16 protein-coding genes are annotated in these 26,925 nt (G+C 40.8%); 1 reads left to right on the forward strand and 15 read right to left on the reverse strand.

Annotated elements, in window-relative coordinates:
- Positions 1–43 precede the first annotated feature (43 nt).
- Genes KCTC52924_RS05195 through KCTC52924_RS05215 form a run of 5 tightly spaced genes read right to left on the reverse strand, consistent with a single transcriptional unit; the run spans position 44 to position 5,943 of the window.
- Entirely contained in the window at positions 44–1,330 is a 1,287-nt protein-coding gene (locus tag KCTC52924_RS05195) for a DegT/DnrJ/EryC1/StrS aminotransferase family protein (protein ID WP_251806837.1), read from the reverse strand.
- 36 nt (positions 1,331–1,366) lie between these two features.
- A complete protein-coding gene (locus KCTC52924_RS05200; RefSeq protein ID WP_251806836.1) occupies positions 1,367–3,940 on the reverse strand; it encodes a glycosyl hydrolase 2 galactose-binding domain-containing protein in 2,574 nt (857 codons plus the stop codon).
- Positions 3,941–3,966: 26 nt separating this feature from the next.
- On the reverse strand, positions 3,967–4,197 hold the full coding sequence (locus KCTC52924_RS05205) for a hypothetical protein (RefSeq protein WP_251806835.1): 231 nt from the start codon (positions 4,195–4,197) through the stop codon (positions 3,967–3,969).
- A gap of 20 nt (positions 4,198–4,217) precedes the next feature.
- The gene (locus KCTC52924_RS05210; RefSeq protein ID WP_251806834.1) at positions 4,218–4,433 is read right to left on the reverse strand and encodes a hypothetical protein; all 216 of its coding nucleotides are present in this window, start codon (positions 4,431–4,433) and stop codon (positions 4,218–4,220) included.
- Between the two features lies 1 nt (position 4,434).
- Positions 4,435–5,943: a sodium:solute symporter family protein gene (locus KCTC52924_RS05215; RefSeq protein ID WP_251806833.1), complete on the reverse strand. Its 1,509-nt coding sequence runs from the start codon at positions 5,941–5,943 to the stop codon at positions 4,435–4,437.
- Positions 5,944–6,210: 267 nt separating this feature from the next.
- Between KCTC52924_RS05215 and KCTC52924_RS05220 the strand changes: the two genes are divergently transcribed.
- Entirely contained in the window at positions 6,211–7,203 is a 993-nt protein-coding gene (locus tag KCTC52924_RS05220) for a Gfo/Idh/MocA family protein (RefSeq protein WP_251806832.1), read from the forward strand.
- Between the two features lie 802 nt (positions 7,204–8,005).
- Here the strand turns inward: KCTC52924_RS05220 and KCTC52924_RS05225 are convergent.
- From KCTC52924_RS05225 to KCTC52924_RS05270, 10 genes are all read right to left on the reverse strand, one after another.
- Positions 8,006–9,673, reverse strand: a complete 1,668-nt coding sequence (locus tag KCTC52924_RS05225) for a sulfatase (RefSeq protein ID WP_251806831.1) — start codon at positions 9,671–9,673, stop codon at positions 8,006–8,008.
- 49 nt (positions 9,674–9,722) lie between these two features.
- Positions 9,723–11,990 (reverse strand): beta-glucosidase BglX, encoded by a 2,268-nt coding sequence (gene bglX, locus KCTC52924_RS05230; RefSeq protein ID WP_251806830.1) that lies wholly within the window; start codon positions 11,988–11,990, stop codon positions 9,723–9,725.
- Between the two features lie 37 nt (positions 11,991–12,027).
- Positions 12,028–13,833, reverse strand: coding sequence for a family 43 glycosylhydrolase (locus KCTC52924_RS05235; RefSeq protein ID WP_251806829.1), 1,806 nt, complete (start codon positions 13,831–13,833; stop codon positions 12,028–12,030).
- A 50-nt stretch (positions 13,834–13,883) separates the two neighbouring features.
- Positions 13,884–14,672 carry a prolyl oligopeptidase family serine peptidase gene (locus KCTC52924_RS05240; protein WP_251806828.1) on the reverse strand — a complete coding sequence of 263 codons (789 nt, stop codon included), beginning with the start codon at positions 14,670–14,672 and terminating at the stop codon, positions 13,884–13,886.
- Complete coding sequence (locus tag KCTC52924_RS05245; RefSeq protein WP_251806827.1) at positions 14,662–16,044, reverse strand: glucoamylase family protein; 1,383 nt, start codon at positions 16,042–16,044, stop codon at positions 14,662–14,664. The genes KCTC52924_RS05240 and KCTC52924_RS05245 overlap by 11 nt, the downstream gene beginning before the upstream one ends.
- 58 nt (positions 16,045–16,102) lie before the next feature.
- Positions 16,103–17,479: a glucoamylase family protein gene (locus KCTC52924_RS05250; protein WP_251806826.1), complete on the reverse strand. Its 1,377-nt coding sequence runs from the start codon at positions 17,477–17,479 to the stop codon at positions 16,103–16,105.
- A gap of 10 nt (positions 17,480–17,489) precedes the next feature.
- Positions 17,490–19,244: a LamG-like jellyroll fold domain-containing protein gene (locus KCTC52924_RS05255; RefSeq protein WP_251806825.1), complete on the reverse strand. Its 1,755-nt coding sequence runs from the start codon at positions 19,242–19,244 to the stop codon at positions 17,490–17,492.
- 16 nt (positions 19,245–19,260) lie between these two features.
- The gene (locus tag KCTC52924_RS05260; RefSeq protein ID WP_251806824.1) at positions 19,261–20,811 is read right to left on the reverse strand and encodes a RagB/SusD family nutrient uptake outer membrane protein; all 1,551 of its coding nucleotides are present in this window, start codon (positions 20,809–20,811) and stop codon (positions 19,261–19,263) included.
- A gap of 10 nt (positions 20,812–20,821) precedes the next feature.
- Entirely contained in the window at positions 20,822–23,875 is a 3,054-nt protein-coding gene (locus KCTC52924_RS05265) for a TonB-dependent receptor (protein WP_251806823.1), read from the reverse strand.
- Between the two features lie 241 nt (positions 23,876–24,116).
- Positions 24,117–26,819 carry a LuxR C-terminal-related transcriptional regulator gene (locus tag KCTC52924_RS05270; RefSeq protein WP_251806822.1) on the reverse strand — a complete coding sequence of 901 codons (2,703 nt, stop codon included), beginning with the start codon at positions 26,817–26,819 and terminating at the stop codon, positions 24,117–24,119.
- Positions 26,820–26,925: the final 106 nt, after the last annotated feature.

Raw genomic sequence — 26,925 nt, forward strand, 5'->3', positions numbered from 1 at the left:
GTGCTTCCTAAAAGTTGGCCTACCTACTGGCAGGTTTACTTCTTTAATCCATCAATTCTTCGGCATGGGTATAAATCTTTTCTATAGCTAAGGCTACCAAATCCATATCTGCCTTGGTTCCCATCAACAATTTATGGTGCATGCAAACCGATTCTTCCTGAAATATCCGTTCGCAAACAGGCAGTGAAAATCGCTTCGGATCAATGGCCTTCCAATAAGCATCGTTTAATTTATGTCTGGAAGGTTTTGTGTGCGGTACGTATAAAGAACAATTGTTCAGGGGCTCGTAACTGGCATCTACTACAATTCCCAATTCCGCCTCCAAGGCACTTCTGAATTTTTCTATGGACAATCCCTTAAAATCATTTTTATGGTACCTAAACGCAAAATTAAAGTAGGCTTTTTTAGTTTCCCTTTTGTCCCTTGCAATAGCGGATACTCCAGGAATTTCTGAAAGCAGAGCATTTAAATACTCCCCATTTGCATCTCTATTTGCATTTTGAGCAGGCAAGCGCTTTAGACCTTCAATTAAGATAGCTGCCTGGAATTCGGTAATCCGTAGATTCCCTGACTGAATAAAATTACCATCGTCATCTCCATAATCCCCAGCACCCTTATCCACTCCTTCCAAAGTGGCAGCTTCAGGTCTCCTACCGCAGTTTCTAAGTGCATCCAATTTATCTGCCAATTCTGAATTATTGGTAGTTACAGATCCACCTTCCCCAGCGGTCAGATGTTTGGACAATTGATAGCTAAAACTACCAATATCCCCAATACTGCCCGCTTTTTTACCATTCCATTCCCCACCGTGTTTGTGGGCACAGTCCTCAATAACATAAAGATTATGTTTCTTGGCTATGGCCATTACAGCATCCATATCTGCAAAAGCCCCATACAAATGCACGGGAATAATAGCTTTTGTTTTTGGAGTTATGGCTTTTTCAATTTCTTTTGGATCAATACACCAGGTATCTTCACTTACATCGACCAATATAGGAGTGGCATTTACGTCGATTACAGTAGCCGCAGTGGCCTGCCAGGTTAAGCCCGGGACAATAACCTCATCTCCAACCCCTATCCCTAAGGCTTCAAGCGCAATTTGCAAAGTTATGGTACCATTTACCGTGCAAATGGCATGCTTAACTCCAGTATATTCTGCAAAAAGTCTATTAAATTCAGTTTCCTTGGGACCGTTATAGGACCATACTCCACTATGGAGAACCTCAATCAGAGCAACTTCCTCTTCTTGCCCCCATACTGGCCATTTAGGCCAGGGATTCTTGGTAGTATCTCTACAGGGGGCTCCCCCATATATTGCTAATTTTTTCATTTTTTATAAATTGATGTTATTACTGCATACTTGAAACTATAATAAATTCCACCCCTCTACCTTTAATTGCGCCTCCCCTTTGAAGGAGTAGGTTGCAGAAATAGTCCGCTCTTCCCCAGGAAGTAAGGTTAAAAAATTATCCTCCCAAAAAATAGGGAGTATTAAATTATCAGTGACCTTATCTACTAGCTTAAGATTGATTAAAAAGGCAATATAATTGTTATTATTTTTTAGTTGAACTTCAATTTTCTGAGTTTCTCCTTCCTGTTCAAAATGATGTGTCTCTTCTAGGTGGACTTTAGGCAAGTGGTTCAATTCCGTAAGGTCTGCGTATTCTTTACTGGGGGTATGAAAGGCAAAATCGCCCAAATCTGCTCCATAATCCAATACTTCCTCTTTTGTGGAGAGCCAATAAAAATTATTGTTGATTTCAACTCCATCCTTATTAATCAATCGTAGATCTATAAAATAGGTGGTTGTTAGCCCTTTCAATTCCTTCAGTGCCAGGATAGATTTAGATGAATCCGGTTCTAAGTTAATGGCAACCTTTTCATCCAATAGTATTTCTGAGTTTATGGAAAACACCCTGATCTGGGCTTCTAGGTTTTCTACCCGATACGTATGGTCATTAACGGCATAAATGTGTTTATCCCCATAATTGTATATCAGGCTTAAAGGCTTACATGCCTTTTGCGTAGCGTAAAATGCAGCTGTCGGATTTAAGTAATAGTCGTACAATTGCCAATACATTTTGGGCCAGGCCGCATTCAACATCCATTGGATGACACCTGTTGATCTCTTTTTGTACACCTGAAAAGCTTCGAACATGGGGCGCATAAGCTCATAGTTCATAGCCTGAGCCTTTTTATCGAACTCCTCCAAAGAACTTGGGGTTCCATATCGTTCCTCAATAGCCTTGGTAAATCTACTTAAATCCGCAAATTCATACCGGCCGCAATGATAGTTCCATGCTTCTCCAATAGGCCATAACTGCTCCTTCGGAATCATCCTTTTTAAACTTTCCAATTGGGGAACTTGTGCTCCGGGACCTGTTTCGGTATTAAATCCGTAGGCTCCACCCAATTTGGTGTCTGTAAACCAGTATACCGGCGCGGTATAGGCATAGGGACCTAACATTTTTACTCCGGAAGATCCACTAATCTCACTAATGACATCCTCGCTGCCTATAACATGCTGATCACTACCCACACCCCCGGTGGAATTTAAATATGGCCTTGTGGGGTCATATTTGGCAAAGGTGTCTATATATTTTTGTTCCAATTCCGTAATAGGGACTTTGTCACTTGCTACCGTCCAAACGAAGATACTTGGGTGATTGCGCAACCATATTACTTGATCTTCCCAAGCTTGGGCTATATGGGCTATATCCTTAGGTTTGTATACCCCTCCAAAACGCTCGTTTACGGGCACCCCCATATGGATTTCATGTTCCCAATGACAGCTCCATCCTACCATTAACAAAATCCCATGTTGGTCACATAAGTCGTAGAGTTTATGATCTTTCCCCCAAAAACCTTCCAAACGAATACAATTTAGATTCATTTGTTTTACGTACTTCACCTGTGCTTCAATACTTTCATCGGTATCCATTAAAAGCATATCATCTGTCCATCCGCCACCTTTAATCAAGACCTTTTTTCCGTTAACTTTATATCCTCGGTGAATATCATCTAACCAATAATCCTCTATTTCGCGAATTCCAAATCTTAGCTGGGTCTCATCTAAAACCTCATCACTGGCCACAAATTTTAAATCCAGATCATACAGATCGGGATTACCCAAATGAATTGGCCACCACAGTTTTGGTTCTTTAAAATGAAGTTCAGAAAACGCTGTACTTGTAAAGATGACTAGCTCCTTATCCTTAGGGGCAAGGCTAATCTTTTTCTTAAATAATATAGTCCCTATGGTTCCAATTAAATCTCCTGAAATGACAGTGTCAGAATAGTTTATTAACTCCGTTGAAACGGTTAAGTGGGCTTCTTTTAGGGTTTCTAGGTTTACTTTGGTCTGTACAAAGGGTTTTTCAATGTGTACCCCACCGTGGAGATGCAAGGTTACAGGTCTAAAAACACCCATGTTCCCATCTGGGGGTGCAGGATTCCAATCTACAAAGCCAGTACTGAAATCGCCTGGTTTGGGAGGAATTACCTCAATGGCCAATACGTTTGTACCCCTAATGAGGTAGTCACTTACATTAAAAGCAGTTATACGAAATGCCCCATCAATAGCCTTGGTATTCGCAATAAGATGACCATTTAACCATACATTGGCCTTGTAATTAATGCCGTCAAAATTTAGCCTTGCAAAATTATTCGCTTGTTCCTGGGTAAGTTCAAAATTAGTGGCATACCACCATGGCACTTTAAAAAGCTCGGTTGGAATTGACTTTAGATTTTCCCCAAAATAGGGATTTTCGTAAACCTTATTGGCTACTAAAGTGCTCAAAACTGTAGAGGGAACTTTAGCGGTTAGCCAATTATTTGAAATTGAGGACTCGGTAGAAATTTCACCCCCTTTTTCCGAAACTTTATTTGAACTCTGGATTCTCCAATTATCCGATAACGCAATTTTTACGGAATTATGCATTGTCTATATCTTATTATTCTTTCTTATTATTCCTTCTTGGCTCTTAATTTCTTCAAGGTGCTTTTCGCTTTCCATATCATGCCTCCTCCAATTGATATTAGTAGCAAGCCAGCAACCATATCGGTCATATGTTCTACAAAGGTTTCAGTATAGATCATTGCAAAAAGCACAATAACCCCAAAAGCCAAAATAAAAACCCCAAGGGCGTTGTTAATTTGGGCGGCCTTTATTCCTGCATTTATTTCATTTGTTTCCATATTATTTTTGGATTTAGGGGTTAAAAATGATAATAGATCGATGCCAATATGGCCAGTACACTAATAGACCAAAGTTTTAAATTGTTCCACCAATGGCGATCTTCCTTTGCTATACCCTCGTAAACATACTCTGTAGGTAACAAGAGCACCAAAATTCCTATAACTCCATACAAAGAAAGAAATATCATTTTTGCAGTTTCTTGCGAAACACCGGAAAGCCAGTCAAAATTGAACATATTACAGTTTTTTATTTTTTACCAAAATTTTGGAACTAAACACCAAACCTTCCAATTGCTCCTCTGTATGTTTCTTAGTTAGCAAGCTAACCGTAACATTTATGATAAAGCCAAGCAAGAAGGACCACCAAGAGATATAAAGAAAAGGATCTTCTATAGTAAAGAATCGCTCTTTAAATACATTTAAGAAAATGGCAAATCCAATTCCTATGACCAATGCGGAAAGTCCTCCCCATTCTGTAGTTCTCTTCCAAAATATACCCAAAAGGAGAATCGCAAATATGGGCCCTTGGAAATAGGACATAAACGTTTGAATGGCCACATAAATGCCCGGGAAATCACTGCTAATAGGTGAAGTAGCCACACCAATCACCAATAAAACCAAGGTTGTGATTTGTCCTACTTTTAAATAATGGTTGTCATCTGCCCCTTTTCTAATAAAAGGTTCGTAGATATCTTTAGTAAATAGGGTTGCCGTAGAGTTTAACAAGGAATCTACACTAGACATAAGTCCAGCAAAAAATGCGGCAAACATAAGTCCAACCAAGCCTGGAGGCAAGATAGATTTAATCATCATTGGCAATGCTTGGTCACCGTCTGCCAATCCGGGATGAACCACGACAGCCATAAGACCTGGGAACAATACTAATATAGGAATAAACATTTTAAGAGCAGAACCAAAAATCATACTTGCTTTTGCGTGCCATTCGTTTTTGGCGGTAAGGCATCGCTGTACAATAGATTGATTACCAATCATATATGCGTTGGCCATAACAAAGGTTAGACCGAATAATATTCCTGTCCACGGGAAGGGAGATTTCGTATCCTGCGGTTGAATAATGTCGAAATGGTTTCGATACTCAGGTCCCATAGTGCTGATTTTTTCTACCATATTATCCCAACCTCCAACTTCGTAAAGGCTCAGAAAAACAAGGGCGAAACCACCAATGAACATAATAATAAATTGCACTACATCGGTCATTATTACTGCAGTAATCCCACCAAAATAAGTATATAGGCCAACTACCCCGGCAGTAGAAATAATAGAAATCCATATAGGCCAACCCATAAGTACGTTTAATAGTACCGCACTGGCCCAAAAAAGCACCCCCAAATCTAGGGCAAAAAATAGAATCCATGTTACCGAGGCAATGGTTCTTACCTTCTGGTTATACCTTCTTCCTAGATACTCGGGTATGGTGTACATACCCCCACGCCAGAAATAGGGTATAAAAATAAAAGCTGCCAACAACATGGCCGGAACTGAACCTACCCAATCAAAATTGCCAACAGAAATACCATATCTATAGGCCTGTCCAGAAACCCCCACAAAATCCAAGGCCCCAATATCCGAAACCACAATGGACATCCCAATCGCCCAAAAGGGTAGGCTTTTACCACCAAGAAAATAATCTTCTGAACTATTGACGAATTTCTTAAAATAGAGCCCTAGTAATAACATTCCTATTATATAGGCTATTACTATAAAATAATCTATCCCTGTTAACATATACTTCTATTTTAGTATTGAAGTTTCCATAACCTCTGATCGCGTTAAACCCTGATATTTAGACAATTTCAAATCGACCCTAAACTTAATCCTGCCTCAAATCCTAACAAAGAAAATAATATAAAACAGGAACCAATTAGCATATATTACTCAATACACATTAGATATTGTCCCAATCCTATATTGAATTGGTTTATTCGAATAAAATGAGTTAATATTATTGCATGACATAAAAATGAACATAGAAATCATTTAAAATGGTGAAGTATGGAGAAAAAAATTAGGTGGGGTATTTTAGGCGCGGCAACCATTGCAGTGGAGCAATTTATCCCTGCCATACAAGAGAGCAATTACGGAGAGCTAAGCGCTATTGCCTCCAGAAATATATCCAGGGCTAAAAAAATTGCAGCTTATTATTTAGGGATAAAATCTTATGGAGATTATCAAGAATTGTTGAACGACCCCGGTATTGATGCCGTTTACATTCCCTTGCCCAATCATCTACACGTATTTTGGGCCATAAAAGCTCTTGAAGCGGGCAAACATGTTTTAGTGGAAAAACCAATCGGCACCTCCAAAAAAGATGGGGAATTGTTACAAAAAACTTCCCAGGAATATCCACATATGAAGGTAATGGAAGCCTTTATGTACCGATTTCATCCCCAATGGATCAAAGCCAAGGAATTAATTGCAGAAAACACTATTGGAAAGGTGGGTAGAATTAGTTCTTCCTTTTCTTTTTTTGACGATGATCCAAAAAGCATCGTCAACAACAAGGAGTTTGGTGGTGGAAGTCTAAGGGATATTGGGTGTTATTCCCTCTCCCTTTCCCGATATATTTTTGAGTCCGAACCCATTGCGGTTTCGGGCGTACTGGAATTGGATGCAGAAACCAAAGTAGACCTGTCCGCTTCCGGAATTTTGGAATTTAAGGAGGGAATTTCTACCTTCTTTAGTTCGATCCGACTTGCAGATCATCAAAAAACACAGCTTTATGGGACCAAGGGAAGTATAGAATTTGAATATCCCTTTAATCCACCTACAGACAGACCATCAAAAATCTGGGTCCATAAAGAGAATGGCACGGAAACCATCAGTTGTGATCCCTGCAACCAATATACCTTACAACTAGACGCCTTTTCCTTATCTATCCTAAGCAACTCAGCAGCACCTACCCCTTTGCAAGATGGCATTAACAATATGTTGGTTCTAGAAAAATTGGAAGAAAGCCATGAGAAAGGGCGGAGGATTCTACTTTAATTAAAGAATTATGCTATTTGAATTGAGCCCTACAAAGCTGGCAAAACCTAGCGGGGCTTTTGAGTTGGGCTAAAGCCCCAAACGTGTAATCTATTATATACCCCCAGATAAATCTGGGGGCTATTCAGAAATGTTATTGCACCATCATAAATTCTTTTCTACAATCCCTGCAATCATCTCCTAATCCCTATGATTACCGCTCTCTCTTAAACTGTAAAAAGAACATCGCTTTTTTTAGAAATACCATTTTCATTAAATGCCTCCACCTGATAATAATAGCTCGTATCTGTATTTAAGGCACGTAATTCATAATTTGGGGTATCGTACATTAAGGCCGAAAGATTGAGTTTGTCTTTTGAAATGCCCCGCGCCCCGAAGGGTCTCCATACACCAAAATCTTTCCATCTTTCACCACGGCTGCCGGAGCATTAGTCCCATTGAAATACCAACTTTGAGGTTTAATAAATTTTCAGTTGCTCATATGGTCCGAAGCCCAATAGCCATGGGAACGGGTGACAAACATGTAAAACATGCCGTTAAAATTTACAATGGCCGGGTCTGCTCCAGAGCGGTAAGACACATTGTTTCTTGCCCGATAATGGGACATATAGGAATAGTCTATATCTATTGGGTTGCAATAGGTCAGAAAATCTTTCTGAGCTGATTCCCCTGGTCCATTTCAGGTTTGGGCGACTTTTCTTTACTAGATTGGAAAGAAATTAAACCGACAATCATTAGTAATTCGAAGTGTTTTATTGATTGCCTGGAACCAGTTTTTATAAAGATGTTTTATATATTGATCCTAATGCTGATAAGCCTTCATGGGTTGCCCTCTTAAACGCTCAAAAACATTATAAGCCCGCTGGATAGCCTCGGGCTTTGTCCGCTCAAATTCCTTTGGCGTCACTTGATATTGCTGTTGCAATTGAGCCAATCGTTTTCTTAAAAGCTGTTCCACTTCATTATACATATCATCATGGATTACATTATTGATTTCTGAAGGATCTTCTTTTAAATCGTATAGTTCCCATTCATTAATGTCATCATACACATGAATCAACTTATAACGATCGGTTCTAATACCGTACATTTTCTTAACCATATGAAAAGCAGGGAAATCATAATAATGATAGTAGATAGCATCCCTAAAATCTTCATCCCTTACGGAATTGGTCAACAGTGGCTTTAATGATTTTCCTTGCATATCCTTAGGAATATCTACTTGTGCAAAATCTAAAAACGTTTCTGCAAAATCTAGGTTTTGGGTCAATGCCGTAATTTCTGTTCCTGGTTTTATTAGCGCGGGATATTTCATAAGCATGGGCATTCCTAGAGATTCCTCATACATAAAACGTTTGTCAAACCATCCTTTTTCGCCCAAATAAAACCCTTGATCGGTTGTATATACCACAATAGTGTTTTCCGCCAGATCATTGGCTTCCAAATAATCCAAAATCTTGCCAACACCCTCGTCAACTGCCGCGATCGTAGTTAAATAATCTTGTAAATAGCGTTGGAGTTTCCAAAGATCCAGGTCCTTCCCAGATAAATTAGCATCGTGAAAGGCATCATTTTTTGGTTGATATGCTTTATCCCAAGCTGCACGTTGTTCTGGGGTCATGCGTTCAAAATCTGTTTTCCATGGGTTGTGCGCCAATTCCGGACTGCCCTTTTTCTTAGTCATTTTTAAATCATGACCCTCATACATATCTCGGTAAATGGTTTGATACTGTTCTTTGGAAGCCGTGGAACCTTCGTTGTCCATAAAATAGGTGTCCGGTACCGGAAACTGTATGGAATCATATAAATTTAAATGGCGTAGCGCAGGCATCCAGTTCCTATGTGGGGCTTTGTGCTGCACCATAAGCATAAAAGGTTGGCTATCGTCTTTAATTTTATCTAAATAACGGATGGCATCATCGGTAACAATATCTGTTGCATAGCCGTGAACCATAGTAGTATCCACTTTTTTTGTTTCTGGATTTACAGAAATAAAATTAGGGTTGTAGTAATTGCCTTGGTCCTGTAGAATGTTCCAATGATCAAAACCTTCTGGCTCCCCGTGCAAATGCCATTTCCCAAACATGGCGGTTTTATAACCTGCTTTTTGCAACAGCTTTGGATACGTTTGCTGACCCCCATCAAAGCGGTCTCCGTTCATCCTAAATCCATTGATATGGCTATGCTTACCGGTTAGAATTACCGCTCTACTTGGCCCACAGATGGAATTGGTGCAAAAATTATTTCTAAAAATTGCACCTTCAACCCCAATTCTATCGATGTTTGGTGTTGGCGCCAATTGACTGATAGGATGCCCATAAGCGCTAATAGCTTGGGCGGCATGGTCATCGGCCATTATAAAAAGAATATTGGGCCTTTTATTTTCAACGGTTTTTTTTGGTTGCTCCCGTTTGCACGAAAAGCTAAATACTACAAAAATTAAAAGCAATAATTTATTAAAGTAATACATGATCAATTCTTTTGGGCCAAACCGTATTCCTTGACCTAGTAGATTTATTTTAATTTAAGATAAAGCTCACTTTCTCCGTAGCATTGGAATCCGTGCCGATGTACACCTCAAATTCTCCAGGTTCCGAAACAAAATCCAGTTGGCTGTTATAAAATTTCAAATCATCTGGGGCAAGGGTAATGCTGACCGACTTGCTTTCTCCTTGCTTAAGAAATACTTTTTTAAATCCTTTTAGTTCCCGCATTGGGGGTGTAATGCTTCTCACTACATCCCTAAGATAGAGTTGCACCACTTCCTCCCCGTCATAGTTGCCGGTATTCTTAAGGCTAACCGTAATAGTCACAGATTCTCCTTGCCCTATTCCCGCTTTATCGATGCTAAGATCAGAATACTCAAATTGCGTATAGCTAAGTCCGTAGCCAAACGGCAATAATGGGGCATTAGGGGCATCTAGATAATTGGATTGAAATTTCTGAAAACTTTCGGTAGTTGCTGGCCTACCGGTATTTTTCATACTGTAATATATGGGGATCTGTCCAACGTTTACCGGCCAGGTGGCGGTTAGTTTTCCTGCCGGGTTATAGTCCCCAAATAGTACATCTGCAACGGCATTCCCAGCCTCTACCCCAGGATGCCAAACTTGTAGGATACTTACTGGAAGGGCCAATTCCTCAGGTATTGTTAGAGGACGGCCGCTCATAAGTACCAAAGCAACAGGCTTGCCAGTGGCTACTAGGGCACGAATCAATTTTTTCTGACTTTCAGGAATAGAAAGATCGGTTCTACTAGCCGCTTCCCCACTCATTTCAGTGGCTTCTCCCACTACAGCGACCACAACATCGGAATCGTTGGCCAGATCTAGGGCTTCTTTGAGCATTTCCTCTGGGGAACGCTCATCTATTTCTATTCTGGGGCCAAATACATTTACTTTTTTCGCCAGCTCGGAATCATTCGAAATATTGGCTCCCTTGGCGTACTTAATAGTAGCCTTGGGGGCTACCGACTTTAATCCGTCCAGAATAGGAACCGATAAGTCCGGATTTCCCGTTGGTGCCCAAGTGCCCAACATGTTGTTCTTGTTATTTGACAAAGGACCTACTAAGGCTATTTTTAAATTCTTTTTTAAAGGAAGAATGTTATTGTGGTTTTTTAAAAGCACAAAAGAACGCGCCGCAGCTTCCCTCGCTACATTTCTATGTTCGTCATTTAGAATATCCTTAGCAGGTCTACTAGCATCAATGTAACGGTAAGGATCATTAAAAAGGCCTAACTTATGCTTTGCTTCTAAAATTCTACGACAGGCTTGGGTTATTTGATCTTCAGTGACCTTCCCTTCTTCCAGTGACTTTTTTAAAGTGGTCAGAAATCCTTCCCCCACCATATCCATATCCAGTCCGGCATTAAGGGCCAAGGCAGATACGGCTTGCAAATCCCCAAGTCCATGGGCAATCATTTCATTTACCGAGGTATAGTCTGATACTACAAACCCGTCAAAACCCCATTGCTCTCTCAGCAGATCGGTTAGGAGCCATTTATTTCCTGAAGCGGGAACACCATCTATATCGTTAAAAGAGGTCATTATACTTGCGACCCCGGCATCTACTGCAGCCTTATAGGGCGGTAAATATTCATTGTACATTTTCACCTTGCTCATATCTACGGAATTATAATCGCGCCCTCCTTCAGAGGCTCCATAGAGTGCAATATGTTTAACTGTTGCCAACATGGTGTTGGCCAAGGTAAGATCAGTCCCTTGATAGCCTTTTACCATTGCCTGGGCAATAGCGGAACCCAGATATGGATCTTCCCCCGCCCCTTCGGCGATACGGCCCCATCTTGGATCACGAGCGATATCTACCATAGGGGAAAAGTTCCAGTTTATTCCATCGGCAGTCGCTTCAATAGCAGCAATCCGGGCCGTTTTTTCCATCAGAGCCATATCCCAGCTCGCCGCAAGTCCCAAGGGAATGGGAAATGTTGTTTTATATCCGTGGATTACATCGGAACCGAATAACAATGGAATTTTTAATCGGGTATCATTTACAGCGAAATCCTGAGCTACCTTCATTTTTTCTGGACTCGCTACGCCAAAGAGTCCGCCTACCTGGCCCGCTTTGATCTTGGCTTCCACATTTTGGCTCACCACCGCACCTGTGGCTACACCACCACCGGGAGTAAGTAGGTTTAGTTGTCCTATTTTTTCTTCAAGGGTCATTTTTGCCAAAAGTTCTTCAACTTGCGGGATCCTTTCTTGGGCTTGTAGACTTGAAAGCCCTGTAAAAAACAGAACAGCGACAAACAGATTAAATTTTCTCATCTTAGTTATAATGTAAAAAATTGATAATTTCTTTTCTTTATTTCACTTCCTGTACCTCAGTTTTATCTGAAATCCCATTTTCATTAAATGCTTCTATACTAAAATAATATCGCGTATCGCGATCGAGGTTGCGCATAAAATGTTCATTTACATCATAAATCAACCAGGAGTGGTATAATTTATCTGGTGCGATACCCCAGCGGATATTGTAACCCTGTGCTCCTTTCACCGCGTTCCAGATAAAAGAGGCATCTCTTCTGTCTTCCTCCCGGGATATTTCAAATCCCTTCACCTTTTCCGGTTTCTTTCCTAAACCTTTTCCAAATACCCTTATTTCTGATAATGCCAGGTTATTTCCCGGAACCTCCACATTATTGTAGCGTACGTATTTTCCTCGTATAGGTTGATTAAGGGGGATGTAGGCATTTGGCGCATCTTTATAACTCCCACTTCTGTCTACAACAGTTTCCCAGTTTTTTCCCTCCTCTGAAACCTCCAGTGTGAATCGATGTCGTAGGCCTTCGGTACGGGTATAAATGCCCGACTCCTGATCATGAAAATTCAATTGAAAAGCATAAATATTTCCAGGTGAAGGCATTTCGATCTTAACCCATTGCTCATCATTATTGGATTCAGCAACCCAAAAGGATTTTGGGCTTTCATCGGTTAACAGCTTAGAAATAATTTCACTTTCACTATTCTTTTCAAGTGGCATTTCGGTGATGTCATAATCATCATAGGTAGAAGTACTTTTTTTCACCTGCATTTGTGAAGATGAAACCGTTGTTTTTCCTTTGTAAGAAAGCAACATCCAGCCACTATGCTGTCCTGCTTTTGTTGGATGATTTGGCCCGAATAAAGGGTAATCGCCATAGCTGGTGTTGGAATACATTAATCCTTCATCATCAAAATAAGTGGGGAACATGGATAGACGACGTTCCCAATGAGAATTTGAAGCCAATGCCATGGTAGCAAAATGCCAGTATTGGCCATTGGTTTGTTTCACGGTAATACCATGGCCTGCCCCATTAGCAAAACCGCCCGGCTTGAAACTCATGGGATTATTCTTCATGTAAGTAAAAGGACCAAGTGGGGTTTCACCAATATAAGCAGCATCGGCATACACATTAAATTGCGTCCCGGGCGCAGCATACTGTAAATAGTATTTCCCGTCGTGTTTGGTCATCGAGGCACCTTCCATGTATCCCTCCTTTAAGGTTGGATGGTAATTATTTTCGCCAAAACGTTCCCAACCATGTTCTTCTTCAACCAAATTGAAAAGTTCTTTCTCAACTCCGGTTTCAAGAAAACGATCGTCTTTATTCAGCATTTTCACACGAAGGGGATGTTTGTTTGACGAGCCCCAATACAGATAGGTTTTCCCGTCGTCATCAATAAACAACTCCGAATCTTGGAGGTTTTTGGTAATTGAAGCGGTAGGTGTCCACTCCCCTTTTTTTGGGTCATCGGTATAAAGAATACTTCCGTAACCTGCGGGATCACCTGCAAAATATACCAGCGAATCTTTATAATTGAATGCGGTTGGGGCATTGGAACCCTCGAAAAACCATTGTTTAGGTTTAATAAATTCCCAGTTAATCAAATCGGTGGAATGCCAATAACCAAAAGACCGAGTGACAAACATGTAGTATTCACCACGAAATTCGATTACTGCGGGATCTGCACCGGAACGGTAGGAAATATTCTTACTCGAATTATAAACCATATAGGTATAATCAATATCCAGAGGATTGATATAAGTTTCCGGAACCACTTCCTGTGCATATATTATTACACTTACTAGTAAAACCGCTGTTGTAATTATTTTTTTAAAATTTTTCATCTGGTTCCGTTTTACACAATTTTATGATTGCAAAATTCTTTGGTCGTTCTCTATTCAGATCGTTTTAGTGAAAACAACCAGGGCAATAAATCAGGCTCAGCAAAAACCGAATCCCAACTGTTATGATTGGCATCACTATAAAGGGTGAGATTTGGATACCCACCATATTCCATAATTTTTGCAGCTATATCCAATGACAATCGTGGGTCTACTACATTATCCCGTGCCCCATGAAAAATCCACAAGGGAACTTTATCTGCATATGCTTCCGATGCTTTTAAATCTCCCCCACCACAAATGGGTATTGCAGCGGCAAACATATCTGGCTTTCTATACAGCATCTCAAAAGTACCCATACCTCCCATAGACAATCCCATTACGTAGATTTGATCCGTTTTTACATACGGTTTCTTTACGATAGAATCCATCAACGCCATAGTCAGATCTAATGCCTTTGTGGGCCCCTCACTATATAGAAAGGTTAATTCCAGGGGTTGCTTATTGCGATTTACTTTTACGCTGGACCAATAATCCTCTTGCGGACATTGTGGAAAAATGATAATAGCAGGGTATTTTTCCCTATTAGCATCTTCTAAAAACAAAGAACTCCCGTGAGTCAATTGCTTGGTATTATCACTACCCCTTTCTCCTGCCCCATGTAAAAACAGCACCACAGGATACTGCTCAGAGTCCGAAAAATCTTTAGGATATAAAATTCGATATTTTAAAGAATCTGCCCCTTTCTTAAAAGTTGCCGCTTGGTAAAGATCCTTTTGTGCGTAGGTAGCAACGTTACCCAGACAAAACATGAATAATAATAGTCTTATTTTAGTTCCCATATGTAAATCCTAATTTTGTTAAACCTGCTTTAACCTCTTTGTTCTGCATAAACAGTTTCCACAGCAGTCCCGTTCTGTAATTCTCAATCATGATGATCTGTGGTCCTTGGTCTATTGCCAGATATGCTTCTGCCACCCAAAAATTATACTGCGGACTAAAGGCGTCGTAAAATCCCGCCGGTCCCAACAGTTTATCTTTATGTTGATAAAAATAGTGCATGGCCTTTAGCGATTCTGTTGGGGTGTAGGGTATAGAGCTTATGGCCGCCGTGGGGGAAATTACACCCACATCATTAGCGGGGGAATGGGCGCTATACCCCAGACTGCCATCTGAATTTCTTGAATAACTAGCGGATAAACCCCAACAATCTGGACCGTACCCTATAAATTGCTTGGGATTCTCTACAGCATACCGATAATTGATGCTGGCATGATTGATACTTACTTCCCCATAATCCACAAACTCATCTTTTAACCCTATTGGGTTTAATCCCAAAAACGAGTAGTGCGAAAAAAACAAAGGTCCTCCATAGGTCTCCGAGCCCGGATGTTTCACCAGCAATGGGTAATTATAAGTGGTTTTATCCGATTTTATATCCCCATTAGTTGCCCAGCCATTCGTATATACTTCCTTGGAAATAGAATAATCCGGTGAGGCCGCTGCCAAAACGTACGCAATTAAGGTTTCGTTATAGCCTTTAAGCTGTAGGTTGATGTCAAAATTATGATCAGGGCTCCAATGCCAATAGAGTACATTTTGGTTTTGAGTGTACCAATCCCATTCCACCCCTTTCCACAAGTCATCGGCCTTAGTAGCCAGTTCCTTTTCCGCTGGGGAACCCTCCTTAAAATATTCTTTTATGGTAATCAGGCCTTGGACCAAAAAAGCGGTTTCCACCAAATCGCCACCGTTGTCCATTGTGCTAAAAGGCTTTACTTTCCCGGTGTTTCCATCCAGCCAGTGGGGCCAGGCTCCATGGAATCGGTCCGCATTCTCTAGAAAATCCAGCATCTTTTGCAACCTTGCAACTGCCTGTTCCCTAGGGATATAATTACGCTCTATGCCTACCAAAAGAGCCATAAGACCAAAACCGGTTCCCCCAGTGGTTACCGTACTGGCATCATTCGCCGGATTATCTGGATGATAGCGCTCCCTAGCACAGCCCGAGTTGACCTCCGCATAATCCCAGAAATATTTAAAAGTTTCCCTTTGGGTAAGGTCCATCAATTCCTCATCCGATATCACCTCAACTATTGGAGGTTCCTCTTTGGGCGGATCGGGCAATTGTGATTCCCCGGTAGGCCCTTGGGAGCCATCCCCAGAGCAGGAAAAGAATAAGGCAAGCGAAAAGAATATAAAAATAGCTCTCATTTACATATTTATGGGATAGCGAAATTTGGTTTCTGAAGGTTCAGGGAATCTGTAGATGTTATTCTGCAGCGCTACTTGTGAACCCTAGTTTTTTTAATCCTTTTTGAACATCTTTATTGCTCATAAACAGCTCCCATAACATTCCGGATCTATAATTTTCGATCATTACAGGAATAGGGCCTTGGTCAATAGCCAAGTACCGTGGAACGCTCCAATTATGCTCAAAACTAAAGGCATCATAAGGTCCATATTTCCCGATCAGGGAATCTTGTTCCTGATACATATAGCGCAAAAATCGAATACTCTCTTCTGGAGTATAGGGCATAGACGATAGAGCAGCTGTAGGTGTAATTACGCCTAAATCTTTATCTGGCCGGTGGGCCGAATATCCTTCCATGGAGTAGCTTGATGAATGTCCCCATAAATTCTCCCCGTATCCCTTATAATTATTAGGATTGGCTACTGCATGTTCGTAATGGATAAGAGCATGATTCCGATTTAGCTTCCAATAATCACCATATTGATCTGTTAATCCTTTTGGATTTAATCCCAAATAGGAATAGTGGGCCCAGAACAAAGGACCAACTGGTGATTTATCGTGCTCGTAATGGTTTAATTCGGTTTCAAGGCCATAATAGACAGTGTCTTTAGCAATTTCACCATTTAACGCCCATCCCTTATCGTAAACTTCTCTATCTATTGGGTGCGTAGGAGAGGCTGCGGCAAGAACATACATCACCAAAGCTTCATTATAACCCCCAACAGGGAAGTTCATATCCCATCCATAATTAGGAGACCAATGCCAATACATCACTTTTTCCCCTCCTTTGGTATACCAGTCCCATTCTACTTCCTCCCATAATTTTTGGATTCTACTGCTAATGGATTTCTCTGCCTCGGTAGTACCTCGTCTATCAAAAAATTCCTTTACGGTAAGTAGGCCCTGCACTAAAAAAGCAGACTCTACAAGATCTCCACCATCATCCATTTTACTAAAGGGAGTTGTGGTTCCATCGGGTTTTAACCAGTGTGGCCATACGCCGTGAAAACGATCTGCTTTCTCCAGAAAATCCAGTATCCGCAAGTAACGTTCTGCCGCCTGTTCTTGGGTAATGAATCCACGCTCCACACCAACCAAAATAGCCATTAGTCCAAATCCGGACCCTCCAATGGTAATTATATCCTTATCGTGACTGGGATAAATATTGTCCATATGTATCCGTTCTCTTGCCAAGCCTGAAATAGGTTCGGCCCCTTCCCAAAAATAATCGAAGGTCTGCCTTTGAACTTTGTCCAGCAATTCAGCGTCTGTGCCGTTTTCTATTATGGAGTTGTTAGCAATAGCCTGATTTTTTGCATTGGACTTTTTTTGGCCGTTACAACTTGTTAAAAAAAGTGCAACGACCATTGTTAATGTAACTATAGATAATCTCATATTCTAAATCCTATAAATCGGTATTTCTTATGTTTTGTATTTCTTCTTGTGACAAGGCTTTGTTGAACAACCTCAGTTCATCTATAAAGCTGGCATCGTATGAATGCCCCCATTCGGTAAACCTAGGTGCCCCAGACCCTACGGATAGCAGGTCGCAACCAGTCCAATCCACACCTGAAAAATCTGATTCTTTAACAATTTCTCCATCAAAATACACGATAGCCTTACCGTTTGCAATTGTAAATGCCATATGCACCCATCCGGTTGTGGTAGGATCCAATGATGCAGCAGCACCGCCATCTACCCAAGTATCTGCAGTACCATTGCCAACATTTAATTTAAATGTCTGATTAGTGGCATTACCTTCCCTAAAAAATCTGAATCCGTTAGTCCGTAAATTTTGTACGGTTGGAAATTCTGGCCTTTCCAAATCCTCTGGTCCCATAACCAAAATCCCTGCTCTATCTGGAGCGGCATTTAGGTTGTACCAGAAGGTAGCGCTAAACTCGGGTGTGGTCAATCCGGTTGTAGGATAGGTTAAATAGGAATCTGCCGCTCCTGCATAGGCATCTGTACCCCTAACGCTTTCCCCAGCGAAACCAGGCGCACCTATAATTGTAGCGGCTGCATTCGTGAATTTATTCTTGGTATCCCCGTCAAAAGCTAGGTAAAACATTTCCCCGTCAAATTCCCCGGTATAGGGATTGGTAATATTGATCATGTTCTGGATATCGGCCTCGGTCAATGCTGTGTTGAACAAGCGGAGTTCATCCATAGCGCTGTTATCGGATTTATGGTCCCAATAGCTAAATGTCTCCCCTCCGGATCCAATGGTCATTTTATCGCACCCTGTCCAATCTACAGGCGCACCTAGTGTAGCAGTTCTAACTGGCACGCCATTAAAAAAGATCGTGCTTTCTGTTGCGGAGATAGATAGAGCAATATGTACCCATTCCCCAGCGGTTACATCGAGCACCCCGCCATCGTTCCAGCTTTCTCCGGTGCCAATACCTACATTGGCTTTTATAGTCTGATTAGTAGCACTGCCTTCCCTAAACAACCGAATCCCTTGATTGCGATCATCGGCATCGTCCCCGATAACAAGAATACCTGCCCGATCTGGGCTGGCATCTACCTTATACCAAAAGGCCGCGGTGAATTCGGTCCCCAGTAGGCCATCGGTTGGATATGTTAGATAGGCGTCCGTTGCTCCTTGGTATGCGTTGGTCCCGATTAAGCCCAGACCGGCAAATCCGGGAGTTCCCACTTTGTCTGCCTTTTTAAGACCAACTAGATCAAAATAATCCCCATCAAACGGCATATAGAAAGTCTCCCCAGCAAAAAGTGGAGTATAGGCGGGCTCTTTTTCAAAATTTACTGTAGCCACTGTAGTCTTCCCTTCCGTATCTGTCGCGGAAATGGAAAGCTCATGGGAACCATCGGTCAATTTATCATAGACCAGGTCTTTTTCCATAAATCGACGGTAATCTTTAAAACTGCTGTAGGTTCCAATCTTTCCCCCGTCCAACATCACGTCTATCTTGGCAATCTCTATATCATCGGTCACCTCAAAATCGATTGTAATGGAGGTTACCACATCCAACACTTTTATTTTCACCCCTTCCGTAGGGTAATTGATCTTTATCTGTGGCGCGGTGGCATCGGTCCCTGGATCAACTTGTGTTATAGCATCTATTCCCTGATCACAACCGTAGAAAAAAAACACGGCGATCAAGCTGGCACATATTAGTTTAAGATTTTTCATTTTTCTATGTTGTTTGTTATTTATTGATTTCCCCCAATATTGGGAATTCATCTATCTGATCCTGATGATAGGTTACAAAGGCTTTATCTTTAGTAAAAGTTCTTCCTTCATAACTCAACTCTCCATATCTTTCCAACCTAACCATATCAAAAAACCGCTTGCCCCATTCCATTGCCAGTTCAGCATATTTTTCATCCACCAATTGATCTAAAGTCACCCCATTTATTGGTGTAAGCCCTGCTCTTCCCCTTACCAAATTAACAGCTTGATCTGCCGTCATGGCAGAATTGGAAGCGCCTTGTACTAAAGATTCTGCGTACATCAATAGTGTTTCGGCATAACGGTAAACAATGTAATTTTTATTGCTGCCGTAAGAAGTACGCCCAGGAATCAATTGATTAGTTGGCAAATAATGTTTCCCACTACAAAATATGGCTCTTGCATTATCACTTAACATATCCCCATCCCTAGTGGTAGGAGAAACAAAGGACGGTAATGTTCCTGCCGTATAATTGGTAGTTGCAATGATACTGTCAATACCATTTTGAGTAAACAACACGGTAGTCTCTAAACGCTTATTTTCTCCTCTATCCAACATAAACGTAACATATTTCATGCTAGGCTCAAAAAATCCCCATCCAGCACCGGCACCAGCAACAGCTGGTGTCCAACCGTTAGGACCATAAGGTGAATATTGATGGCTTACCCTATCACCTGTGCCAACACCAAAATCGGAATATTGAAATTCGAACAGACTTTCATTGCTTAACTTCCCAGGTGTTTTAAACAATTCATAATAATCGTCCATTAAGCTGAATTTCCCGGAACTTATAATTTGTCCAGCAGCATCTGCTACCGCTTGGTAATTCTTAAGTTCTTGGTTGGCCAAAGCCTTAATATGCAAAGCGGTATATCTAGTTACACCTCCAGGTAAATCCGTCCGTTCGTTTGGTCGCATGTTCAACAAAAACGGGAGAGCTTCATCCATCTGATCGGAAAGATGTTGCATCACCTCATCCTTTGAAGGAACTGAAGTAACGTTGGCAAAATCATCAAGATCGGAAGATTCGGGAATAAAAACTGCGCCATAAACCTGTGAAAGTTGAAAAAGCAATATTGCTCTTAGCACTTTAGCTTCCGCGATGTACTGGTTTCCTTTGGCAATACCATCAGCATCAGCGAACTCCATATATCTTTCAATTTGCTCCATTCCGGTATGGGCACGGATAATATCACCATAATAGGTTTCCCATAAGGTTCTGGAACCAAAAAAGGAGTTGTCATATACGTAACGATCTTGATTTTTAAGGCCCTGCTGGTCCCCTGCCGCATTTACATCATCTCCCCTGGTAGAGACCACCAAGGGTTGTTCCCAACCCCTGTTAGTAACAGTTTGGTAGACCCCGATCAGTGAAAAAATCATATCGTCGGTTTTCGAAAAGTCGGTACCCCCGGCAAAATTGTTATTGAGTTCCGGTTGATTCAATTCGTTTGAACAGCCAATAAGAAGTACACTTATCAATGCTAAAATCACCGGAAATCTGTTTGTCTTTATATATAGTTTCATAGCTGTTTTTTTATATTTTGATGTTTACACCCATGGTATACACTCCAGGAATAGGATAAGTCTGATTGTCCCTGCCGTCTGAAACTTCAGGAGTAAAGCCATTGTAGTCGAACAAGGTCAATGGCCTCTCTGCGGTCAGGTAGAATCTGATATTAGGATTGAATTTTCCTTTTAACTGCGGCAATGTGTAGCCTACCGTTACATTTTGCAACCTCACAAAATCGCCCTTTTCTACAAAAAAGCTATTGAGAAATTGATTGCTCCATGGGTTTCTTATCCCCCTTGCAGAAGGATAAGTATCTGATGTACCTGGACCATGCCAACGGTTAACGGCAAAATCCCTATCGATATTGGGGTCGGGTGTTTGCCTGATGGCGAAACGTTTAATGTTTGCTATCACATTTCCTCCTTGACCGATAACGTTTAATGAAAAATCCCAAGCCTTGTAGTTAAGCCCTAAATTAAAACCAAAGTTGTATGTGGGTAAATAAGAACCTAGATCTACTCTATCCTGAGCATCAATAAAAGTGTCTCCGTTATGATCCACAAATCTAAAATCTCCAGGTTGCACAGCTGGTACATTGGGATTTCCATCTGCAATAGCCTTTTGCGCAGCAGGATCTGCTTGAATCTCCTCTAGGGTTTGGTACACCCCTGCTACTTCAAGCCCGTAAAAAGAATTTATAGCCCCTCCTACAACGGATCGTTGTGCCACATCACCACCGGTGGTTAAATTGGGTTGTCCTGCTAAATCCAGTATTTCATTTTCTAAGGTTGAAAAATTTGCTCCAATACTATAGCTGAATTTATCAGATACTTGTTTTTTCCAATCCAAAGCTATTTCAAATCCCGAGTTCTTTATGATCCCTAGGTTTTGTCTGGTTTCTCCTGGCACTAGAAGTCTTGAAACGGGGATGATGGCATCTCTTGTTTCCCTAGTAAAGTAGTCGGACTCAATAGATAACTGATTATTGAATAGCCTTGCAGTAATCCCTACGTTTGTTTCCGCAGTAACCTCCCATTTTAAGGCTTCAAAATCACTACTTGTAACCAATCCTGAATATCGGATATCACCAAAGGCAGAAGTAACCTCCGTAGAAGTTATACCTCCGGTACTGGCATTTACATTGGCATTCCCTAATTCACCCCAGCTTGCCCTTATTTTCAGGAAATCGAAAACACCCTGGTTTTCCATAAAGGTTTCTTCAGAAATTACCCAACCAGCACCCACGGTAGGGAAATAGCCCCATTTTTCTTGGTACTTACTGGTCCCATCTGCACGAAACGTCCCATATAATAAATACTTATTGTCATAATTATAAGCGACACGTCCAAAGTAAGAGAAGAAATATTGTCTCACCCCATGATCACCAACCCCATCCAGGTCAATGCTCTTCGCTAAATCTAAAAAATAAGATTCATCACCAATTCCAGGACCGTTCGGGAAGTTTAACCCTTTCACTTCTAGCTGCTCAAAAGATCTATCCCTAAAAGATGTACCTGCCAATACAGTTAAATTGTGCTTTCCAAAATCATCGTTGTAGGTTAATGTGTTATCCCAAGTTTGCTCAGAAAACGTTTCGTTTCTTTTAATCAGCTCTGCATTTTCCCTAAATGCATCATCAATTCCATAAAAAAATGGAAGCCTCACGTCTCTAGTTTCTAGGGTTTCAAAATTATGGGAATATGCCGTTTTAAAAGTCAATTTATCTGGAATGACCTGATACTGTAAATCAAAATTGATTAAGGTATTTCGAATTTTATTCCTGTTTTCGGTGTTTTCCATTAAAGGAAACGGGTTTTGAGGCCTTCTATATTCTAAATCAGACGCATTTGCATAAGGCTTAGGAAAGGCATCGGTTTTAGAGGGATCAAGAACGGGCATTATGGGCACCGCAAAATAGGCCGAACTAAACGCTCCGTCTTCAGGACGGTATCTGGTTGCATTACTTAATAGAGCAGAAACCCCTACTTGTAAGCGGTCGCTTATGTCCACATTTAATTTCGTTCTAATATTAAAACGTTCATAGTCATTTTTCATCTTAAGAATACCTTCTTGTTCAAATTGACTTAATCCTAATGAATAGGTAACACTTTCTGTTCCGCCTGTAACCCCCAAACTGTGATTTTGTATTAGGGCATGGCGCAAGATCAAATCATACCAATCAGTATTTACATTGGGTATGTTAGGGTTAATCCTACTACGGCCATAGCGTTGCATCGCATTGTCTATAAAACTCGCTTCTGCTACAGATCCAGATTCTCTGGCCAATGTGGAAAATTGTTCTGAATTGGATAGTTTTACTATGTTTTGAGCAACCTGTACACCTTGATAACCACTATAAGTTATTTGAGGTTTTTGATTTGCTTTTCCAGATTTAGTTTGAATGAGCACCACACCGTTAGCAGCTCTTACGCCATAAATAGCAGATGCCGAAGCATCTTTAAGCACCGAAATAGTTTCAATATCTTCGCTGTTCAAAAAGTTAATATCATCGTAAAAAGTGCCATCTACAACATAGAGTGGGTTAGATGCCCCTCCACCTGTATAAGACCCAAGACCACGTACCCTAATAGTAGGCGAGGTACCCGGGGCACCACTACTTATCACTTGCAAACCTGCCACCTTACCTTGTAATGACTGCATTGCAGCACCCGAAGGCGTTCTGGTAATATCTTCAGATTTAATAGTAGTAATAGATCCTGTAAGATCTGCTTTCCTTTGCGAACCATAACCCACAACTACCACCTCATCCAGCGCCTGGGTGTCTTCCTGAAGTTGGATGTTGTGAAGGGTTTGACCGTTAACGGGGATTTCCAAAGAGGTAAATCCCAAATAACTAAAAACCAAGGTTCCATTTGCCGAAACATTGTCCAGCACAAAATTTCCATCAAAATCGGTCTGTGTTCCTGTGGTTGTTCCCTTAACAATAACAGACGCCCCTGGTAAGGGCTGATTACTGTTATCCGTTACCATACCGCGGACAGTAATATTATCCTGGGCAAAAGCAAACCACTGGAACAACAAGAACGAAATTAACAATAAAACGTTTTTAATTTTCATAATTGTGTAATGATTGAGTTAGATACTTACTAAATTAATAAATCATTAACCCAATAAAGGGACGAGGAGTACATAAAAACTACATCAGAAAAGAAATTGGCCCCATAAGCCCCATTTAGCAAGTGCTTGCAGTAGTAATGAATAGGTTTTATTAAGAATTTTTAACAGGTTGATGTAGTATTGATGTAGTGGAAACCTGCTTTAAACAATAGGAATATCTCACCCTAAATCCTTCATCTACTCACTTAAGCGTAATAAGGAAGTTAGAAATGTTCTGTTCGCTGTCCAATTCCAGTTTTTTACGAAGTCGGTAACGATGTATCTCCACTCCCCTGGTGCTAATCCCCATGAGAGGTGCAATTTCTTTAGAGGCAAGATTCATTTTAAGGTAAGCGCATAATTTTAGATCCTTTGGCGTAAGGGTAGGAAAGCGTTGCAAAAGTGTGTCAAAGAAATCGTTGTGCAATTCTTTAAAATTCACTTCAAAATGTCTCCAATCCTCATCATCGCTAATAGCACTGTTCAGTTTTTTCATAAAGGAACGATAGCGCTGTTGATTACTAAATTTAGATTTGTTCATCAGCAAAAGGTTCTTCAGCTCAAGGATAAGTTCGTTTTTCCTGGCCATACTCATAGTGGTACTGGCCAATTCCTTCTGTTTCATTCGTATTTCCTTGGCCAGTTTATCCTTTTCCAACTGTGCCAATTTCTCCTCTTGTTGACGCTCTAACTTTTCCCTTAGTAAAGTATGCTTACGATCTAACTTTCGTCTATTGTATCCTCGGACCATAAAGATTACCAAAATGCCCATCAATGCGTAGACCACAAAACTCACCGTAGATAAATACCAGGGCGGCTTAATCTGAAACTCCATTTGCTGGGGAAGGGAACGTTCGTTATTTATCCCTATGGTATAGACGTTCAGTCTGTAATCCCCATAAGGCAGGTTGTAAAAGGAAAATGACCCCTTTTCATGATGACCAGATTGTTCCAAGGGACCGCTTAACTCATAGTAATATCTAGGCATCACTAGATCAGGGGCCGCCATTTCCAGCGAAATTCGTTGAGACCATTTATAGGGGATGACCAAGGGAGCATCACCTAAGGAATAGATTTTATTCTCGTCCTTAAAGCTGACTAATTTGGGGGTAGTAAGCTCAAATTTTTGAAGGTGGCGGCGAAGTTTGGTAAGGTTCAATTTACTAAAACCATCACTTAGGGTAAAAAAGTAAATACTGTCATTAAGCTTAATAATGTTCTCGGCCTCCGGAACTAACCGCCTACTTAACTGCTCATCCTCCAAGGCAAAATAGTCACCCTTAAGATTGGTTACCAGCAACTCCTTGGTTCCTTCATTGTTAATAAACCAATAGTAATCATTATCAAAATGCACCAAATCCTTATTATTATAGTCTTGAAACTCCTCAAAGACGATTATTTTTCCGACAATCGGGTCATATTTATACCAAATGCCCTCACTATAAAAAACAATTTGATTTTTGATATTAAAGAGTTTTATATTATAGTTATTCTGAATGGCCTCCGGTCCAAATTCCTGTTTCTGAACTACCTTATTATAATCCTCATTCAGGGTTATCCGATATAATCCCTTATAAGGATGTGCTACCCATAGCGTTGAAGGGTTTTCAAAACACAAATATTTAACTGGAAAAGTAATTCCTTGGATTGCCTCAACGTCCCATTTTTCATCACTGTTCTTCATATACCTTGCGATTCCGGTATAGGTTCCTTGAAGATAAAGGGAACCCTCTCTGGGTACTTTTACCATTTGGTACCCTCCTGATATATCAGATATCTTATTTAGGCGTCCATTTTCGAGGATAAACGTACCCGTATTATGGCCACAGAATAACTCTCCCTCCACTACCTCCAGATCCCAAATGTGGCCTTGGGAGCCCTCTACAAATTTTAGAATATTCCCATCAAAGTAATGAATTCCCGTATTGGTTCCTAAATATAGAATTCCGTGATGCAGGGCAACGTCATATACCGTACCAACAGCCCCAGTATAATCCGTATAATAGGTAAGAGGATTATCTAATTGCAACCTGTCGATACCATTGTCCAATCCAATCCAAAGCTGCTCTCTGTACTGTTCCAATGCCAATACGGTATTGTTCTGTAATCCAACTTCCCTATTTAGGCATTGGTAGGTATTCGATTCCCAGTCATAGAAATAAATACCGTTCTTAATAGTACCAAAAGCTAGTTTACCGTTTGCCAAAGGCAAGATCTGGTTTAATTGGTGCTTTTTCAACTCCATATTGATCTTATCTGGTAAAGGCTGTAATCTGCCTTCAGAAAGCACAAAGGCCCCGTGCAACTTGGTGCCAATAATTAGTCCGTTAGGGACAGGCTCCATATCTACGACAATCTTATCATTTAGGATTGTAGTATCCTTAACGGGAACAAGGTCCCTATCTACTATATAGCTTAAACCATTTTGTCCTCCTGCAACAAAAATATTACCCTCCCAGACTACCATATGGTTCACCACGAAATGGGGTTCCACAATAGAAATATGATTGTCCTTATAAACATATATTCCAGAAAAAGATCGGAATACAATGGAGTCCCCAAAAGGCAATATTTGCCAGAATTCCTCACTCGTAAATTCATGATCCTGAATTAAATGGGTAAGAGAGGTATATTCCAACCCACCAACAACGTTCTTTTCCCAAAAGCCAAACTCTTCATAGGAGCCTGTATAAATCCTTTCCTTGATCCATGCCACGGAACGTATGGTGGTTTTATTGGGAAGTTGGTTCAAGGTCCATTGCTCCCCGTTGTAATGGAGCAATCCCTTATTATTAGCCACATAAAGTTCCCCTTCAGGGTCCACGGAAAGGTCCCAGTTTTTACTTGCGGCCTGATATTCAAAAATGCGATAGTTCTGAATGGGAGGAAGTAAGACCTGTCCCATAAGGGAATATGAAAAGGCACAAAGCAAGAAACCAAGTAGTATAAAAGTTCTCCTATTTCCCATAAGTAAAGCTACAATATTGCTTGTTTGCAATAAACTCGGAAGT

This window comes from Arenibacter antarcticus (assembly GCF_041320605.1).
Taxonomy (GTDB): domain Bacteria; phylum Bacteroidota; class Bacteroidia; order Flavobacteriales; family Flavobacteriaceae; genus Arenibacter; species Arenibacter antarcticus.